The organism is Paenibacillus sp. alder61 (assembly GCF_020179875.1).
GTDB lineage: Bacteria > Bacillota > Bacilli > Paenibacillales > Paenibacillaceae > Fontibacillus > Fontibacillus faecis.
The window spans coordinates 15,440-33,804 of record NZ_JAIUDG010000019.1; the positions used below are offsets into that span (position 1 = coordinate 15,440).

20 protein-coding genes and 1 pseudogene are annotated in these 18,365 nt (G+C 48.7%); 3 read left to right on the plus strand and 18 right to left on the minus strand.

Features of this window, described 5'->3' with window-relative positions; all coding sequences use genetic code 11:
• Positions 1–4 precede the first annotated feature (4 nt).
• From LBW89_RS19345 to LBW89_RS19420, 16 genes and pseudogenes are all read right to left on the minus strand, one after another.
• Entirely contained in the window at positions 5–847 is an 843-nt protein-coding gene (locus LBW89_RS19345; protein ID WP_148457630.1) for a carbohydrate ABC transporter permease, read from the minus strand.
• Positions 844–1,812 carry a carbohydrate ABC transporter permease gene (locus tag LBW89_RS19350; protein ID WP_148457631.1) on the minus strand — a complete coding sequence of 323 codons (969 nt, stop codon included), beginning with the start codon at positions 1,810–1,812 and terminating at the stop codon, positions 844–846. The genes LBW89_RS19345 and LBW89_RS19350 overlap by 4 nt, the downstream gene beginning before the upstream one ends.
• A gap of 232 nt (positions 1,813–2,044) precedes the next feature.
• On the minus strand, positions 2,045–4,114 hold the full coding sequence (locus tag LBW89_RS19355; protein WP_225039902.1) for an alpha-glucuronidase family glycosyl hydrolase: 2,070 nt from the start codon (positions 4,112–4,114) through the stop codon (positions 2,045–2,047).
• A gap of 18 nt (positions 4,115–4,132) precedes the next feature.
• Entirely contained in the window at positions 4,133–4,927 is a 795-nt protein-coding gene (locus tag LBW89_RS19360) for a Nif3-like dinuclear metal center hexameric protein (protein ID WP_225039903.1), read from the minus strand.
• A gap of 91 nt (positions 4,928–5,018) precedes the next feature.
• Positions 5,019–6,335, minus strand: a complete 1,317-nt coding sequence (locus LBW89_RS19365) for an ABC transporter substrate-binding protein (RefSeq protein ID WP_225039904.1) — start codon at positions 6,333–6,335, stop codon at positions 5,019–5,021.
• A 139-nt stretch (positions 6,336–6,474) separates the two neighbouring features.
• Entirely contained in the window at positions 6,475–6,765 is a 291-nt protein-coding gene (locus LBW89_RS19370; RefSeq protein ID WP_225039905.1) for a YfzA family protein, read from the minus strand.
• Between the two features lie 104 nt (positions 6,766–6,869).
• Positions 6,870–7,145, minus strand: a pseudogene (locus LBW89_RS19375) (ATP-binding cassette domain-containing protein); the annotation flags it as partial.
• A gap of 13 nt (positions 7,146–7,158) precedes the next feature.
• Positions 7,159–7,497, minus strand: coding sequence for a DUF1048 domain-containing protein (locus LBW89_RS19380; protein ID WP_213505975.1), 339 nt, complete (start codon positions 7,495–7,497; stop codon positions 7,159–7,161).
• A gap of 12 nt (positions 7,498–7,509) precedes the next feature.
• A complete protein-coding gene (locus tag LBW89_RS19385) occupies positions 7,510–7,857 on the minus strand; it encodes a DUF1048 domain-containing protein (protein WP_148457638.1) in 348 nt (115 codons plus the stop codon).
• Complete coding sequence (locus LBW89_RS19390) at positions 7,857–8,162, minus strand: PadR family transcriptional regulator (protein WP_276508735.1); 306 nt, start codon at positions 8,160–8,162, stop codon at positions 7,857–7,859. Before LBW89_RS19390 ends, LBW89_RS19385 begins: the two co-directional genes overlap by 1 nt.
• Before the next feature lie 263 nt (positions 8,163–8,425).
• Positions 8,426–9,016, minus strand: coding sequence for a hydrolase (locus LBW89_RS19395; RefSeq protein ID WP_225039906.1), 591 nt, complete (start codon positions 9,014–9,016; stop codon positions 8,426–8,428).
• A gap of 16 nt (positions 9,017–9,032) precedes the next feature.
• The gene (locus LBW89_RS19400) at positions 9,033–9,617 is read right to left on the minus strand and encodes an MFS transporter (protein ID WP_225039907.1); all 585 of its coding nucleotides are present in this window, start codon (positions 9,615–9,617) and stop codon (positions 9,033–9,035) included.
• Between the two features lie 27 nt (positions 9,618–9,644).
• Entirely contained in the window at positions 9,645–10,253 is a 609-nt protein-coding gene (locus tag LBW89_RS19405) for an MFS transporter (protein ID WP_225039908.1), read from the minus strand.
• A gap of 115 nt (positions 10,254–10,368) precedes the next feature.
• On the minus strand, positions 10,369–11,199 hold the full coding sequence (locus LBW89_RS19410; protein WP_148457642.1) for an AraC family transcriptional regulator: 831 nt from the start codon (positions 11,197–11,199) through the stop codon (positions 10,369–10,371).
• 197 nt (positions 11,200–11,396) lie between these two features.
• Positions 11,397–12,578, minus strand: coding sequence for a YhgE/Pip domain-containing protein (locus tag LBW89_RS19415; RefSeq protein ID WP_225039909.1), 1,182 nt, complete (start codon positions 12,576–12,578; stop codon positions 11,397–11,399).
• A 26-nt stretch (positions 12,579–12,604) separates the two neighbouring features.
• Positions 12,605–13,384: a nuclear transport factor 2 family protein gene (locus tag LBW89_RS19420; RefSeq protein WP_225039910.1), complete on the minus strand. Its 780-nt coding sequence runs from the start codon at positions 13,382–13,384 to the stop codon at positions 12,605–12,607.
• 193 nt (positions 13,385–13,577) lie between these two features.
• On the opposite strand from LBW89_RS19420, the gene LBW89_RS19425 reads away from it, so the two are divergent.
• The 3 genes from LBW89_RS19425 to LBW89_RS19435 all read left to right on the plus strand — a co-directional run bounded on the left by LBW89_RS19425 (position 13,578) and on the right by LBW89_RS19435 (position 16,300).
• Complete coding sequence (locus tag LBW89_RS19425; RefSeq protein WP_225039911.1) at positions 13,578–14,180, plus strand: TetR/AcrR family transcriptional regulator; 603 nt, start codon at positions 13,578–13,580, stop codon at positions 14,178–14,180.
• Positions 14,181–14,518: 338 nt separating this feature from the next.
• Complete coding sequence (locus LBW89_RS19430; protein WP_225039992.1) at positions 14,519–14,773, plus strand: DUF1648 domain-containing protein; 255 nt, start codon at positions 14,519–14,521, stop codon at positions 14,771–14,773.
• 75 nt (positions 14,774–14,848) lie between these two features.
• The gene (locus LBW89_RS19435) at positions 14,849–16,300 is read left to right on the plus strand and encodes an alpha/beta hydrolase family protein (protein ID WP_225039912.1); all 1,452 of its coding nucleotides are present in this window, start codon (positions 14,849–14,851) and stop codon (positions 16,298–16,300) included.
• A 208-nt stretch (positions 16,301–16,508) separates the two neighbouring features.
• On the opposite strand, the gene LBW89_RS19440 is transcribed toward LBW89_RS19435, so the two are convergent.
• Both LBW89_RS19440 and LBW89_RS19445 read right to left on the minus strand, forming a co-directional pair.
• Positions 16,509–16,790 carry a hypothetical protein gene (locus tag LBW89_RS19440; protein ID WP_148457649.1) on the minus strand — a complete coding sequence of 94 codons (282 nt, stop codon included), beginning with the start codon at positions 16,788–16,790 and terminating at the stop codon, positions 16,509–16,511.
• 168 nt (positions 16,791–16,958) lie between these two features.
• Positions 16,959–18,260 (minus strand): MFS transporter, encoded by a 1,302-nt coding sequence (locus LBW89_RS19445; protein ID WP_225039994.1) that lies wholly within the window; start codon positions 18,258–18,260, stop codon positions 16,959–16,961.
• Between the last annotated feature and the right edge of the window lie 105 nt (positions 18,261–18,365).

Below are 18,365 nucleotides of genomic sequence, written 5' to 3' on the forward strand. Positions count from 1 at the left end.
ATCCTTATCCCTTTATTCCGGTTGTGGCAATGCCTTCAACAAAATACTTTTGCAGGAACATGAATACGAAAGTGGCCGGCAGAATGGATACGAGCGACATCGCCAGAAGCTGGCCCCATTCCTGAGCGGACTGGGAATCGTTGATCATCCGCAGCGCCAGGCTGACCGTATATTTGTCAACCGAGTTGATATACAGCAAGTGGCCGAGAAAATCATCCCAGTTCCAAAGGAAGCAGAAGATCATGACGGTGACGATAGCCGGTTTGGTCAACGGCAGCACGATCCGCCAGAAAATGCCGAACCAGGAACAGCCGTCGATTTTGGCCGATTCGTCCAGCTCTTTCGGAATCCCCCGGATGAATTGAATAAGCAGGAAGACGAAAAACGTACCGCCGGCGCCTGCCGCTGCCAAGTGAGGGACAATAAACGGCAAATACGTATTGACCCAGCCCAGCTGATGGAACAAAGAGTATTGCGGAATGATCAATACTTGTCCGGGCATCATCAAGGTTAACATGAAAATGGAGAACCAAAAGTTCTTCAGCGGAAAGTTCAGTCTGCCAAACCCGAAGGCCACCAGCGAGCTGGAGATCAAGGTGACGGCCAACACGGCGATCTCCAGGCCGAAGGTATTAAGATAAAAGTCCGTAAACGTGTGTCCGGGAACCGAATTCCAGCCTTTCACGAAGTTGCTCCATTGCGGAACCTTAGGGAAAATATTCGGCGATCCCAGTTCGGTATTGCTTTTAAGCGATGCGCCGATCCACCAAAGCACCGGGTAGACCATCACAAAACTGAACAGAATCATGAAAATATGCCGGATGAACGGTTTTATTTTGATCATCATCTGCGTCTCTTTCTCCCTTCCGTCTCCGTTTCATAGAACACCCAATATCTCGACGTTCCGGCGATGATCAGCGATGCGATAACGATGATGACCAGCATGATCCAGGCGAGCGCCGAGGAGTATCCGAGCTGATACCGGCTAAACGCACGTTCGTACAGATAGAGGGCGTATACGTAGGTCGAGTTCATCGGACCTCCGTTGGTGATGACAAACGCGGAGGTGAACATTTGGAACGCGTTGATCACGCCCATGATCAGATTGAAGTAAATAATCGGCGACAACATCGGAAGCGTAATGCGGAAAAACTGAACAAATTGGTTCGCCCCGTCTACGGAGGAAGCCTCGTACAAGTCGTTCGGAATTTGCTTCAGCCCCGCCAAGAAAATCACCATCGCGGAACCAAACTGCCAAACCGCAAGCAGAACGAGCGTACTCATCGCGGTATCCGGGCTGGTGATCCACCCCTTGCCTTCGAACCCAAAGGCGGCGATGATTTTGTTGAAAATTCCCTCTACGCCAAAGATGTTCCGCCACAGCATGGATACGGCGATACTTCCGCCGATCAGCGATGGAAAATAGATCGCTGTGCGGTATACCCCGATTCCACGAATGGCTTTGTTCAGCAGCATGGCGATCAACAAAGCCGCGATCAGCTTTAAAGGGACGGAGGCGATCACGTATTGGAACGTAGCGCGAAGGGATTCTTCAAATTTCGGATCCGAGCTAAAGATGTTGACGTAGTTTTTGGTTCCTACCCATTCGATCGGTCTGAGCAGGGTGTAATTCGTAAACGAATAATACAGCGATAATAAAAGCGGATACGCCGTGAGCCCGATAAAGCCGATCAGCCAAGGCGAAATAAATAAATAGCCGGCAATGGGAGCATCCCATTTTTTCAAAAAAGAACGTCGTCTTTTCTTCACGATCCTCTCCTGATTTGCGGCTACGGGTGCGGAACGACCCATATGCGATCACCTCTGTAGTTTGTCTGATAGCTTAAGTATAGATGGGTCTCCTAGGCGGTTAAATGAGGGTAATCCTCGATTTCTTTTAAAATATCACGAAAAAATCCTAACGGACACGGCGTCACCTTTTCGTTTATACTCTTAACGCAAACAGAGGAATGGCTCCCCATTCCTCCGAAATAAGTCCGCAAATGAAATTCTTGAAACCGCCAACGGCAATCCGTCACGCCTATTAATAAATCCGTCTGCCCCGTTCGTCAGGGATGCCGCTTTTGCGGAAGAAATACGTGTTGATCTGGTCCCGCCATTCTTTGGCGTGTTCCGCTTGCTCCGCCAGCCGGACCGCGACCTGCTTGTGCAGCGACTCGGGGATCAGGCCGGCCAGGCTGCCCCAGGTTTCTTCCAACCGGGCGGCGCGCTCCGCGCCTTCGAAATGCGTATCGTAAATGTGCTGGATGACCGTTTTGCCGGAATGCAGGACATGGGTGTACGGGACATGATGGAAAAACAGCAGCAGTTCATCCGGGCAGCTCTCCAAAGATTCGTACAGCCTGAAATTGGGCTCGGCGTATTGGGCCGTGTATCCCGTTCCCGTCGCTTTGGTCCGGTCCACACCGATCCCGCGGCAATCGGCAAAATGGTACGTCCCCCACATCGAATACTCATAACCGTCGACGTTAGGCCCGTAATGATGATTGGGATTGACCATAAACCCGATGCCAAGCGGTGCCGTATAGGATTCGTAAATACTTATGGAGTCCAGCAAAATACCGCGAATCGTCCGGACCACCCGCTCGTCGTCCCCAAACGTCAGGCGGATCCACTCCTCCGCGATTTCCTCGTTGGTCAGCTCCGGATTCCAAGCGAGCCGGCCGTATCCGTACAAATTGGCCTGAGCCAGCAAATGCCCGGTCCAGTTGGCATCGTCCCCGATGTTGGAAACGGCAGCGAAGCCACTGTACCGGCTCCCATGAACCGAACCATCAACGATGCGTTTGATTGGAGTACCCTCCCCCTGCAAATACGTATCGAATTCCAGCACTTCCTTCCATTGCGGCACCAGATAACAAACATGCCGCTGCTGCCCGGTATACTCCTGGGTAATCTGAAACTCGATCATCTGGTTCGTGGCAGGCATTGCACCAAGGAGCGGCGACACGGGCTCACGCACCTGAAAATCGATCGGCCCGTTTTTTACCTGCAGGATGACGTTATCATTAAAGCGGCCGTCCAGCGGGACAAAATGATCGTACGCCGCTCTGGCCCGGTCCGTCTTCCGGTCGCGCCAATCCTGCTTGCAGTTGTATACGAAGCAACGCCAGATCACGACGCCGCCGTGCGGGTCCAGCGCTTCGGCCAGCATATTGGCTCCGTCCGCGTGGTCGCGGCCGTAGGTGAATGGCCCAGGCCGGTTCTCCGAATCGGCTTTGACGAGAAAACCGCCGAAATCGGGGATATAACGGTAAATGTCCGCCGCCCGTTCGCGCCACCACCGCTTAACCTCCGGGTCCAGAGGATCAGCCGTGGGCAGGCTGCCGATCTCCAGTGGCGCTGCGTAATTGATACTGAGGAACAACTTGATCCCGTAATTGCGGAAAATCCCGGCAAGCCCGGCCACCTCCGGCAAATACGCTTCCGTGATCAGCATCGTTTCCAAGCGGTGCACATTTACATTGTTGATCGATAGAGCATTCACTCCGGTGGATGCCAATAGCCTGGCATAATCGCGAATTCGCTGCAAATCGGAGGTGATTTTGCCGTCCGCGTAAAAAATCGAGTTCCCGGCATAACCGCGTTCGATCGACCCGTCTATATTGTCCCATTGGTTGATCATCCGGAGTTGGTTGACCGGATTTTCCACGATATGAATAGCGCTGATGGGGCTGCCAATACCAATCAGTCTTAGCAGATGGAAAACGCCGTACAACACGCCTGCGGAAGAAACCGCGCCAATGGCGATGCGTCCGGCGGACGCATCGCTTTGGATCGCGAAGCCTTCCGCCCCGATGCCTGCGCGCGTTTCTTCGTCAATGAATTCCTGAAGCAGCGTGTTGCCGCCGATGGTTCCAATCACAATGCCTGAACCGCCATCCCAGATATGTGAAATTTCGGGCGTTTGCCCCAACATCCCTTCCAGTCCGCGGACGAGTTCGGCCACGGCGGAAGCGATGATTTCATCCTGCTCCGCAACGACAATGCGGCGATAATCAGCATACTGTTCAAGCGTTTTGCCTGCCTGCCGGTTATACCCAAGCCAGGCCTGATAGCCCGTGTTTTTTGCGAAAAATGGTGTATGGCTCATGCGTCCACTACGCTCCTGTCAAATAATTTGGAAAAGCGGCTTTTCAGCAACAAAATAAACGGGAAGGCCGGGGTACCGCGCCCTGAGCACACCCGCCAAATAATTCATGCCGGGCTCCTCGCTTTGCGCGTGGCCCAAGACGATTATGGCCTTGCGTTTCCCCTGCTGCACCGCATCTCTTACATATTCGGGCGTTTCCCACTCCGGACCTTCGCCCAATATAATCAAATCCAAGTTTTCCTGCTCAAAAAGCGGAATCGCCGTAAGGCCGCCGCCCCTGTATCCCGCGAGCAGGCCAATTCGCGAACATATCATGGACAGGTCGCCAACGACGCGCACATACGGAACGCCAAGCTTGCTCTTGAGGTGGCCGGCAATTTCACGTACGCTCGCCTCCGGAATTTGGATGATGGCCGATGCCGGATGATATTCCGCAAGGTGCTTCTGCCAGCCCAACTGCTCGATCAGACCGGCCATGATCCCGTCGGGCTGATAACGATGCCAATAATCATGGAACCTGAAAATCGCCATTCCGGTTTCCTCGATCAGCTTTCGTTTTTCCATGGCTACAGGATCATTTTTAATGGCCTCTCTATTATTATGATGGCTAAAAAATATTCCCTCGTGGCTGATCAGCAGATTTGCCCCTGCCTTTGCGGCCTGACGAATGACGTCAGATGAGGCCACAAACGCCGTGGCGATCCCCTTGACTTCCGCCGACGGGTCTCCGAATTCAAGCACATCCACTGTTGTTTCGAGCTGCCCCACGGGCCTGATGAGTTCTTGAATAACATCCTTGATTCGAAGCGGCATGGTTTCTCCCCCTTCTATCGCTATAATCTCTGAACGGGCAATATAATACCCGGAACAAGGTTAGCGTTCCGGGTGTTGCGTCTGGCCAAGCTTAGTTTTCGTAAGATGCGGAAGCTTCCTTCAATTGATCAAAAGCTTGTTCCGGCGTAATTTTACCGAAACTGAGTTGGTCATGGACATATGGGAAGTCTTTATCGATAAAGTTCGTCCAACCGCCAGCGCCTGCCGTCCAGATTTGCGCGTCAGGTGCGGAAGCGTTATACATGTCCAGACCGCCTTTGTCCGTTTCGCTCATGCTGGATTCCAGAATTTTGGCGCTGTCGCTATTTGCCGGGATACCGCGCAGAGTGCCCAGGGTCTTAGCCGCTTCCGGATCATTAACGAACCAGTTCACAAATTCGATAGCTTCTTTTTGATTTTTGGAGTCTTTGGTAACCGCCAAAAACATGGAGGGCTTCACCCATCCTCCCGCTTGCTCCGCACGAGGCATCGTCACAAGGGAGTAAGCGCCTTTTTTCAAGCTGTCCCAAGAAGTGAGCGCATTGGAGAAGCTGTAACGGAACAAAATTTTGCCCGATACCATCAGATCCATTTGCGGATCAAGCTCTTTGTCCGCCGTGTTTACGTCTGCCGGAGGCACCAATCCTTCCTTCCGGAGCTTGTCAAAGTGATTCGCCCAGTCGATGAAGGTATCACGGTCGATGTTGAAGTGACCGTCGTCCGTAATGACCGGGCCCTTGCCTTTAGCGTATTGATAAGCCGAATACACGAAGTAGTTGGCGGCATAATCTTTGACGAAGTATTGTCCTTCCGGCAGCTTGGATTTGGAAGATTCGGCTAACGCGAAGAAATCGTCCCATGTCCAGCCGTTGGCCGGAGTTGGAATGCCCAGTTTGTCGAGGGCGGCTTTATCGTAAATCATGCCGAACGCAACCGATCCAAGCGGAACAGCGTATTGTTGGCCGTCAAGCGAGCCGCCCGCGAGTAGCTTCGGATCGAATTTGGATACATCCACATCGGTCAATGGCGTCAATTGATTCCGGCTCATCCAGTCCGGCATCCAGCCCGGATCCAATTGAACGATATCCGGAGCATTTTTAGCCGCCGCTTGCGTGGAGAGCTTATCCAGATAACCGTCCATACCGGAATACTCCGGTTCAAAAGTGATGTTAGGATGATTTTTCGTGTACAAATCAAGAGCGGCTAACGTAGCCTGATGCCGATCCTGTGACCCCCACCACATAATCCGCAGCTTAACTTGCTTGTTGCTCGTGTTCGCAGCCGCGTTTCCGGAATTCCCCGTTTGCGAATGATCGGCAGAATTTCCTCCTCCGCCGCCGCAGGCGGCCAACGATCCTACCAGTGAAGCTGTCATCGCCACCTTAAGTAAACGCTTCCATATAAACACTGTGAAACCTCCTTTTGAATAGCAGATATCTGTTTACATCTCCTATAGTACCGATTCAAAGAGGAGGTTTATATAAGAGCAATGCACAATTTGTTATAAAATTCCTCGAAAATAATCAGCCGGCATGCTATTCCTAAATTTAGCGAGAAAAACCATTTTTTATTGCGCTTATCATTCCAGGAACAAGGAAAAAGACACCAAAAAATACGGTCAGCAAATTATAATGGGGCGTTTCGTAGAAATTAAACCATTCAGCAAAAATTGGAGTATCAAGTATTCTTCCAAGTATCGTTCCATGGGTATCTCTGTAATTTAGTTTCCATCCTGTTGCTTCAGATATAATAAAGAATATTTGTGACAACAAGAACACACCAATAGAAGATACCCAGTATCTTTTCAACAATGGAACAGTATTTTGTTTCCTAACCAAAGGAATCCCATCCTTTATTTAATCCCATTTTCTATTTATATTAAAAAGTTAACTTCATTAAATAAATTAACACAGTTTAATTCATTTTGTAAATGCTTGCCATATCTCCCCGTATCCACGGCGGCAAATTGCCCGGTCAGACTGATCGCATGCCGCACATTCTCGGGTTCTAAGGCGACGTCGAATCCGTTTACCATGGCGGTGCCTCCGTCTTGTTTGAGCAGCGTGGCGAGGATTCTGACCATCGTCGTCTTGCCCGCGCCGTTGGAGCCAAGCAAGGCGAAAATCTCACCTCGTTTCACTTCAAAATCGACGCCCTTTAGGACTTCTTTGCCCTTGAAAGACTTTCGCAGACCTTTCACATCAATTGCCTTTTCCATTCCGAAATCCCCCTTACTTCTTTTTATCCTTGGCCTGGTTACCTTTTTGGGCAACGGACTCTAGATAGATTTCAGCGTAAGTTTTTGAATCTTGGATTAGATCGTCACAGAAGGCCGCTACGTCTCTGCCCGTTACTTCGAGTACGCCTTTTCCCATGGCTGCGCCCTCTTCAAAAAGATCGACGATCCCCGATAGCAACTCCGTCCCTTCGGTAAGTTCAACAGGACCGACCTTGAAGAGATATTTCTGGATCTCTTTATAAACAATCTGGTAATCCTGCGGAAGCGCTTTAACACGCGCCACATGCGCTCGCCACTCTTTTTTGCCTTCGATGATGTCTCGTATTCTCATCATATCCACCTCCTATTTGCCTAATTTTTTTGCAATAGTATTATTGAGCTGCTCGCGCCACTTGTCGCGATAAGACTTTGCCCCTTCTTCGCCGGCCAATGCTGAACAGAAGCCATTGATATCGTCACCCAGCACCTCATGGATACTCTGACCCTCCGCAGCCGATTCTTCGAGCAGGCCAAGCACGCCGTCAAGAATTGGCATGAGGTTGCGGCCGGTGAAATCGGAGTGCGGCCAGAGATAGGCATTGATTTCTTTCCATGCCGCTTGATATTCAACCGGCAGCTTTTGGGCTCGCAATTCAAAAGCTTTGAATTCTTTATTCATATCATTGCCAGTTATTTTATTCCAGAAATTCATTACTTCCTCTCCTTTAACTCGTTAATTTTTGAGGATACGAACTCCCATTTTTCCCAGAACCTCCGCAGCTCCTCGCTCCCCGCTTCATTGAGCGCGAAAAACTTTCGTGGCGGCCCCATGTCGGAGGGCTTTTTGGTGACCTCTACCAGCTTGTTTTTTTCAAGCCGGATCAGGATGGTGTACACCGTTCCCTCCACAACATCCTTGAAGCCGAGGGCGTTCAGCTGCCGCGTGATTTCGTAACCGTAAGTTTCATTGCGGCTTATAATCTCAAGGACGCAGCCCTCCAGCACCCCTTTGAGCATTTCCGTAAGGTTTTCCAACACAATCACCCTTCACTATTCTGTATGACTGGTATTTAGTATTACTTACTACCGCTATAAAGTAACACGTAGTAGTTGCTTTGTCAATAGGGTTTGATCTCCCATTTGGGACCATGTCCTTGTCCCTCGACAACTCCCCCGCAACCAGATTCCTTCCGAGGCGACGTATCCGTACCCACGCTCCAAAACAAACAGGCTGCCACCAAGCGGACTAAGCGCTCGGGACAGCCTGTTCCGGTGCATTTTTAGTTCAAAGCCGAAACGATTTCATCCGTCGTCCGGATCTTACCGATCCGCGGAAAAATATGTTTGCATACATAATCATGTTCTTCCCGCGTTGACGCAGTCATGGCATCTTCGGCAAAAATTTGTTGGTACCCGTGCTGGAACGCCTCTCTGGCCGTCGTGTCCACGCCGATGGAGGTGGAAATCCCGCACAGCACGATCGTATCGATGCCGCGGCGCCGCAGCTGCAGATCCAAATCCGTGCCGTAGAACGCGCCCCACTGCCGCTTGGTGACGACATGGGCGTTTTTCACGCCGGCCAATTCCGGCAGGATGCGATCCCAGCCTTCGGGATATTGTCCGATAACGAGCTGCTGATCGGTTTGCGGCTTCAGTGAATCTTTGCCGTCCGGGGACGATGAAACGCGGACCAGCACAACGAACCCGCCTTTCTCTGCAAACGCGTTCGCCAGTCTGCCAGCGTTCTGAATGACCTGACCGCTCGTATAAGGAGCGACTTGACATCCGGAATTGGCGATCCCCTGCTGGAGGTCAATCACGACGAGCGCCGTTTTCCCGATTTCAATATCCGTCACTTTCAAATCCGTCATATTTCTGCTCTCCTTTTCATTTGTTGGCTTCCGCATCGACGCTTCCCTGCGCCCTGTCCATTTTCCGGTACACTCTAAAATAGACCCAAACCGCGTTTGCCAACAGCAAAGCACTGGTCGTGAAGAATACATATTTGACGCCGAGCCAACCCGCCACCTGTCCACCCATCACGGAACCGGCGAAAACGCCCAAATACCCGGCCGCCATGCTGAAGCCGAACACGCGGCCCGTCAGGGAGTCGGGCGTTATTTTTTTGATCAGCGTATTGACCGACGGATTCAGCCCCGCCGCCGCGATCCCCAGCAAAAAGCGCAGCCCCGTCAGCTGCCAAGCGTTCGTAACGAAAGCTTGCGGGATAAACACGAAGCCCGCCGCAAGCAGTGCGGCCAGCATCACTTTATGGGTTCCCACTCGATCGGAAACCTTGCCGAGCTGAGGCGCAGCCAACATATTGGCCAGCCCCGAGGCCGAAAAAGCGATTCCGGCGATCAGCGCGACATGGCTTGCCCCTTGGGTAAGCTGGTTGACGTACACGGTGATGACCGGTTCCACGGAATACATGGCCACACTCAAGACGAAAAAGGTAACGAACAAAGTCAACGTCAAGCTTTTTTCGGGAATCGCGCTCTAAATTTCTTTCATTCCTGGCACTTTGGTCTCCGTCCGCGTAAAATTTTCCTTCACGAACAACACCGTCGTCGCAAAAGCGATCAACATCAGCGCGCCGATGAGAAAAAAATCGTTTTGCATCCCGAAGTTTTCCCCGATAAGCCCTCCGATCGTCGGCCCCAGCAAGGAACCGGCGATATTGGCCGTGGACAATGTGCCTAAAGCAAAACCCGCATGCTCCTTGTCCGTTTGGGTGGCGATCAACGTTGTGCAGGCGGTTCCATAGCCCGTGATCACCCCTTGCAGCATCCTTAATCCGATGAGGGCGTACACATTCGGAGCCACCCCCATGCAGCCGATCACGATCGCCATCCCCAGGCTGGCCCGCAGCAGCATCGGCTTGCGCCCGTATTTATCCGCGGCCAGTCCCCAAATCGGTGAAAAAATCGCCGACACGATAAATGTGATTCCGAACGCGAGTCCGGAATACCGCGCGACGGCTCCGGGATCGTCGACTCCAAGCTGCCGGATGTATAGCGGCAAAATCGGCGCGATCTGGCTCATGCCGATCCCCGTCACAAACATACCGAACCAGCACACGAGCAAATTCCTTCTCCAAATCGGCATACAGCAAAGCCTTCCTTCTGTTAAAACCCGTGAAAATGAAATGTCTGCGCATGCGCAATGAACAATATTGTAGGATTATATTAACGGAAAGAAAGGCATTACACCATGCATAATTTTAAATTCCATGGACAATTTTGCTGTAAAATTCGGAAGGACTGATCCCTTCTATTCGCTTAAAGATTCGGCTGAAATAAAACTCGTCGGCAAATCCAAGCTCCGCGGCGACTTCCTTAACTTTTCTGTCACCCTCGGCAAGCAGTTCCTTGGCTTTGTCCACTTTGATTTTGTTGAAAAATTCAATGACCGAGTATCCCGTCGTGCTCTTGAACGCCCGGGACAGGTAATACGAGGACAAATGGACTCGGTCCGCCAACTCCGCCAAAGTCACGCGCTGCCCGATATGCTGATGCATGTATTCGATCACTTTCTCGACCTTTAAGCTGATGGCGTGATTTTCATTTTGCTTTAACCGAAGTTGCAAAATTTCGAACAGCAGCTGCTGAAGGTACACCTTTGCGATCAGCTCGTGCCCCGGCTGCTTGGCATACCAGCTCTCCACCAGTTTTTTGAACGTATCGGCGATTTGATAGCCCTTTTTAAGCGGCTGCGCCTCTTGCAGCGGAAGTGGATTCGCTTTGTCCCCGACCGACCAGACGCCGTCGTTGAAGCGGATATCCGCGCAGCTAAAATGCACCGTGAAGCAGCATATCGGATCGCGGGCATCGTTCTCGAACGTGTGCACAATATCGGGACGGATATAATACAGCATGCCCTCCTGCACCGCATGACTTCGGTTATCCACAGTAATACGGCCGGTCCCTCCGGTCACCAAGACCAGCTCGTGATGCTGTAGGGTTCGCGTGATGCGGGTCCACGGCTTCCTTGGATCGTTCGGATCCCGGCGGTTGCAGTAATGAATATGAAAAAAGAGGTTTTTTAGATCCATGGCTCCTCCTTGTTCTTGCCGTTTCATTATATAAAGATCTTATCATACGCCGTGATGGATATGCCGCTGTAAAGTGAAAAGGCATTGCCATGAGCATGTCCCGCAAGGGTACGCCCACTGGTAATGCCCCATTGAATCGTTTCATTCCACGCTAAAGTCTGAACCAAGTACACAGCTCAGCCGGCTCCTTGCTATTTTCAACCTACATTATCATTAATAGGAGCGGCATCAGTTGCTCGGCCGGCCTTAAATCCTGAAGCGAGCAGCAGCATCAGAAATCCTACAGCTATGCTCCCCAAGATCAAAGCGTTCGAAGAGGCCGCATCTAATCCGCCGAAGTACATCACTTCGCGCAACCCCCCTGCCGCGAACCGTAATGGCGTCCACGAATAGATCCAATCTCGCGCCGACTGTGGCAAGAATTCCGGAGCCATGTTCAGCAACGGGATGGAGAAAAACATCAGAAATACAAGCAGCGGCATCGCCCGGAATCCGATCCAATTCAGTAAGGAAGATTGCAGCAGGAAGAACGTTGATCCGACCAGCCATAAGAACAACCAAGTCCCCCCTGCATCTGCCATTTGCATCCCGTACCACGATAAAGCCATCCAGATGGTAAAACCTGACGCAAGGCTCAAGGTCACAAGTCCGACGATAGCTTGCGATACACTAACTGCCCATCTACTTGAACCAACAGCAATCGCCTTCTTGCTAGCCAGGAACAAGAAGATTCCAGTCACCAGACTGCCGATCCACATAATCTGGGTTAACAAAGCCGGTGCATTCCCCGAGGCGTTGTTAACCCCCGGTGAATGTATGATTTCTTCTTGAATGTTCATAGGTGTCACAAAAGCTTTAGCCGTCTCAACTGTAATTTGTTCTTGTTGCTGCCCCATCTGTTTAAGCAGTTGTTGCGAAAGTTCCTCGCCAATTATTCTTAGAGCTTGCCCCAATACCTGTGTTACTATCGTCGCAGCTTGGGTGCTCATGCCTTCGTTAGCGATGATTTTCACATGAGGATGAGTCGGCGATGAAGTTGCTAACGAAAGCAAGCTACTGCTCAAATCTGCCGGAAGCACCAGAGCCCCGTAATATTCGCGTTTATCCAACCCTTCCCGGGCTGCTTCCTCGGAACCCATAACATGCCAAACAAATGGCAGCGCCGGGTTCGCACCTAATGTCGCCTGGATTGTCTTCCCTACCTCTAACGTTCCGCCAGACGGCAGTTTCACCGGTTGGTCAAGGTTAACGAGGGCCACCGATATCCCTTTTGGCTCCGCACCGAGCACCGAGCCCATCGTCGCCAATCCGAATAAGATCAACACAACAAGTACGATTACCACTCCGAGCCACGTCATTTTTTCTTTCAGTATGCTCATGTTCCTCTACTCCAAATACACCAAACTCAAAATCTGCTGTTTGAATTTTTTCGTTTTTCTGCCGGCAGTATGGCCTCTACGACGTCCCAATGTTCGGCGATTTTCCCCTTCTCCACGCGGAAAATATCATAGAAAGCAGTAGGCTGACCGTTGAGGAAACCTTCACTCACTGTAAGCACAAAATCACCTTGTCCAATCACTTTATGGACATGAGTATATTCGAATTCGATGTTCTTCTCCTTCAGCGCCTGCAGTGCAGCATGGAGACCGGAAAGGCCGTCTGCAATATGCGGACTATGCTGAATGTAATTATCCCCATCAAAGTAAGTGGCTAGCAGACCGGGACTCTTCCCAAGCAGTATGTTTTCAACATAGCTTTTGACCAGTTTTTTATTATCCTCTGTCTTATCGATATCTTTTATCGTGACCGGTCCGTCAATCATCGTATGGTTGCTTGGTGTCTTGCCCTCCATCTCTTGCATATTATCCCAGTGTTCAACAATCAACCCATTCTCAAAACGGAAAATATCAATAATGATTTTGGGGCCAAAAAACTCGTATACGGAATGAAGTACTACATAATCTCCGTCAACCAAAGCGCGCTTAACACTTACCTTTGTACCAATTTCCTTTAAATGGTCAAGTGCACCGAGCATGGCCGCACGACCATCAGACAACCCTTGGTTATGCTGAATATATTGATCTGGATGAACGTAAGCACTAATTGCTTCGGGATTTCCGCTCTCAAAACTTTCCAGCACGGCAACTGCCTTACGAACAAGCTCATTTTGTTTTTCTGATGTCATTTGTATATCCTCCTATAATTTTATAGTCATTAGATAAATAATGAACGTAATGTTGTTTATTTATCTATCGCTCATTATAATAGGGGGTAAAATCAGGCTCAATATTCAATATTTTTGGTTTTGAAGGATAACAGACATCTCAATAAACTTTGTCGTTTAACTGCTCTAAATAAATTGAAGGGGACAGAAAATAATGAAGAAGAAAACTGACCTAAGAATACTTCGCACGAAACAATCGATTCGAAAGGCGTTTTATGAGCTTATTCAGGAAAAGGGATATGAAGCGATAACGATTCAGGATATTGCCGATCGGGCTATGATCAATCGAAATACATTTTATCTTCACTACCAAAATAAACCCAATTTATTAGATACATGTATAAATGAATTGTTGAACGAACTAAAGGATGCCGTCATTCTTTGTCCCATCAGCATAAACTCTTTCAGTATTTCTATGCTTGAGACAGTGATGCAAACCGTACTGGAACATATTTCGCGCAACATCACCTTTTACTACGCCATGTTAATTGAAGAGAACAGAATCTACCAGTTTCGAGCAAAAATGGAGAGTATCATTAAAGATAAATTAAACGAGGGATGGAATCCTAAGGAAAATGCTCCTGTAGCGATTTCTAAGGAATTGCTGCTCGAATATCTCGTATCGGCTTTCATGGGAATTGTCATTTGGTGGATTAAAAACGATCAGCCTCTTCCTGCCAATGAAGCAGCTGTTCAGTTTAGTAGAATTGTGACCTATGGGCATTTGAAAGCTGCTAGCATTTCAGCCGAGGAATAAAATTGGTGAGGTGCACCCCTTAGAAATATAGCAAAATAGGCAGGTATAGTCGAAACGCACTTCCACCTTCCCCCAGTAGTCCTCAAATCTAGTTCGAAGTGCTGCCCACTCGATAAAGACTTGATGGATCCCTGTTTGACACAGACTACGTTTAATCGTTACTATTAAAAATGACCTGTTAGTTTTACAAAAAACCGACAGATTAAGAATGGGGTATCTTCATGGTCCTGTAGGACAGCACGGTCGTTAGTGTGCCTAAGCTGGTTCTATATTTTGATACTCCTCCACACCATTGAAAGGTAGGTATCCCTAATTTGAAACTTTATCTTCATCCTAAAATGCTGTTGTCAGTCACAGTCCTGGCGATCCTAGCCTCATGTATTGTTAGTTTTTATTGTTCTCCAAACATTCCGATCCATTTTAGCGGAGGTCAAGCGGACCAGTTCGTAAACAAATATATTGGACTATTTTTGATGCCGGCAATCATGATCATTACGCTTTTCATCCAGCGGATTTATATCCAAGCGGCCTGGCTGATCTACTTTTCGGCCTGCCTGCATCTCTTTTTGTTGTACGCCGCTTTGGTTTATTAAAGTAATTTTGAGCAACTAGCTGATTCATATTATAAAAAGAAACGACAGCAGCTGTTAAACACAGGAGGAACTTTTTTGAGATTCGGAGAAATGGTTATCATTATTTTCATTATCGTATTAGCATTAGCCACCATTTGGGGACAAAAAACGAAAAAAAGCTGGCTGATTTACTCGTTAATCGCTCTATATGCCGTAACGCTCGTACAGATGATGGTCGGGAATTTCCGTTGGCAAATGATACCTTGTTATGCGGCTTCGGTTATACTTACGATTTGTATCATTTTTAGAAAACAAGAAAGGCAACAACGCTCCAGAAAAAGAAGATATATCGTAGCCTGGTTGTGGACCGCAATGTTGATCCTCTACTCGGCAGTCATGGTCGTATTACCTGTCCTACTGCCTGTGTTTACCTTTAATCAACCTCAGGGTCCCTACTCTGTGGGAACAACCTTATATCACTTTATTGACAATGAACGGCCTGATGAATACTCTGCCGATCCAACGGACCACCGCGAGCTGATGGTACAGCTCTGGTATCCTTCCGACCAAGCACCAATGCAGGAAACCGTGCCTTACATTCGCGATGTATCTGCTATTACGCAAGGTTTGGAACATGCGCTGTCATTCCCGGCATGGACGCTAAGCCATCTGGGCCTTGTTAAGACCCATGCTTATAGCAATATCGGTCTGTCTTCAGCGGAGCAACAATATCCGATCTTGATTTTCTCTCATGGCATGACGGGTTTCCGCGGTCAGAATACCTTCCAGGTTGAAGAGCTGGCCAGTTACGGCTATATCGTCGTAGGGATCGACCATCCCTACGACGCGGCCGCAACAGTCTACCCGGACGGCCGAGAGATTTTGATACGGATGCCTAACCCTTCAGGTTTTGAAGCGCTGGATGAACACATGCACCTTTGGACCGAGGATGTTTCCTTTGTTTTGGATCAGCTTGAACAATTGAATAAACAAGATGAACAGAACCTTTTTACCGGCCGTCTTGATTTAGACCGAATCGGAATGTTTGGACATTCTTACGGTGGAGCCGCCGCTGCCCAGATGCTGCTGAAGGATGACCGTGTCAAGGCCGCTATCAATATGGATGGAACCTTATATGGAGACCCTATGCCCGGCACTGGACTGACTAAGCCATATCTACAGATGAATGGTGAAAAAAGCATCGATAAGACCGTATTCGACAATAAGCTGGATCAAGCAATAGCCCAGAGTGGTAAAACCAAAGAGGAATACGAAGAATTTTGGGAAGAGACGGTGAGAAGGCGGACGAATGCTCTGCAAGGAGGCGGATATACGATGACGATACCGCATACTTCCCATATGAGTTTTACGGACTTCCATCTATTTTCCCCGTTATTGCCTAACCCGGGAGAAGATCCAAGATCGATTCATCGGATCATTAATGAGGTAAGTGTTGCTTTTTTTGATCAGTATCTCAAAGGTGCTTCAAATAACGCTATGGATCGAATCGCGGAAAAATATCCGGATATTGAGTTGGTTCATAATTGAACGCTCGTGTCATGTTGTTAAATATGTGTCGTTGAATGGACAAAAACAATATAGCTTTATCTGCACCAAGCAATATGGACTGAGTCGAAATTAATTCGGCTCAGTCCATTCAACTATGCGGGCATATGCTATTCCTAAATTTAGCGTGGAAAACCATTTTTTATCGCACTTATTATTCCGGGAACAAAGTCCAAAGTCCCCTTTATGATTACCTCTTCCACTCCACGCTTCGCAGAAGCCGGTGCTTCATTAATTCCAATACAAATTCCACATAATAATCATGACGCACTATCACTTTAAATTTGCGGTCAGGGTAGCCATAAAACAGAACGTCCGTATGCACATCATTGGCTTCGAACCACTTTCGAATTTGCCTAAGTTCATGAACAAGCGCTTCTTCATTCACGACCTGGATTTCGAATTCCACATCCTTTTCGTTAGCCTTCTCTTGGATTTGAATCACATCCGGATCAAATTGATAAGTCAGCATCAATCAAATTCCCCCTCGATTAAATTAAATACCGTAGGTGCACATAAATGCTTGCCATGATTGAAAGCAACATAAGCGGAAATCCATATTTCAAATATTGCACGAATCGAATCGGAAATCCTTCTTTAACGGACATGACTGCCACAATTAAATTCGCGCTGGCACCGATCAGCAAGCCGTCTTGTTCCGAAACCAAACCACGATTGGAATAAGTAACAGAGACAAAAAAGCTCCAATTAAAGAAAGCGTGGAATAACTGGAGTGTGCTACAACCATACCAGATAACATTCCTCCGGATGCTCCTGATAAAGCAATTAGTACGTCCACTGTCCCTTGTGTTTTTGCACGAACATGGGGTGGGGCTCCATCAACGATGGCCGCTGTCCCACTAATCAAACCAAAGTTCCAACCTAATCCCAAAAGAGCCAGGGCAAGTGTGGTTAATCCCATTGAATCACCAGGTACGAGGGCAGCCAACAAACCAGAGAGCAACAAGGTAAAGCCGGAAGCATAAGCCATTACATTATATCCGAATCTATCCACGAGTACCCCAGTGATTAAAGACGGTAAATACATTGATGCCACATGTATTCCGATCACTAGGCCGATTTTACTTAAATCATGACCATGATGTTGCATATGAACGGGGGTCATTGTCATTATCGCAATCATGACAATTTGCGTAAGCACCATGATCGAGGCTCCGATCATTATCCCCTTTTTATTGATACTGCTTCCTTCTTCAATTGACTTTGCTCCGTGTGTTCCTTCGTGTTGCAGGTTAGCAATAGCCTTAGCTACAATGAACGGGTCCGGGCGTAAAAAAATGAGAAGTATCACGCCAGCTAAAATATAGGCTATAGCTGCGAGCATGAATGGGCCCGTTAATGCAGGAGCACCCATTGAAGATGCTAGTTTCCCGGTAACCTCCACAAGATTAGGGCCTGCAACAGCACCAAATGTTGTGAAAACCATTGCCATGCTTATTGTTTTCGCTCGTTGCGTGGGTAAAGCAAGATCAGTACCTGCATAGCGTGCCTGTAAATTTGTTGCTGTACCTGCTCCATAAACCAACATCGAAATAAAGAGTAAGGGGATGCTGTGGAACAATGCTGCGAGGATAACTCCAATAGCTCCAAAGCCTCCTGCCAAGAATCCTGCAGCAAGTCCGGTCCGTCTTCCCAATCTTTGAGACAGTCGCCCAACCATCAGTGCCGCACCAGCGGAACCTAATGTAAAAAGGCCAGTAGGAACTCCCGAGAAACTGTCAGTACCTAACATGTCTTGAGCGAGTAATGCACCTACGGTAATGCCTGCTGCTAGACCAGCTCCACCGCAAATTTGAGAAGCAATAACAACTTTCATTGTTCTTGAATGCAACTGGCGTTGCTTCTCTGATGATTCCACATACTCAACAATGGAATAGGGAATTTGTGCTGTTGCGTGTTTGTCTAGGGATGCTTGTATCATTAACATTCTCCTTATTTTCGAAGAGCCAATTTGTATATCGGAGTCCATATTCCATGCTCTACTTGCTAGGTAGGTCTAAACTAGAAAATAAACCGACATGCTGAA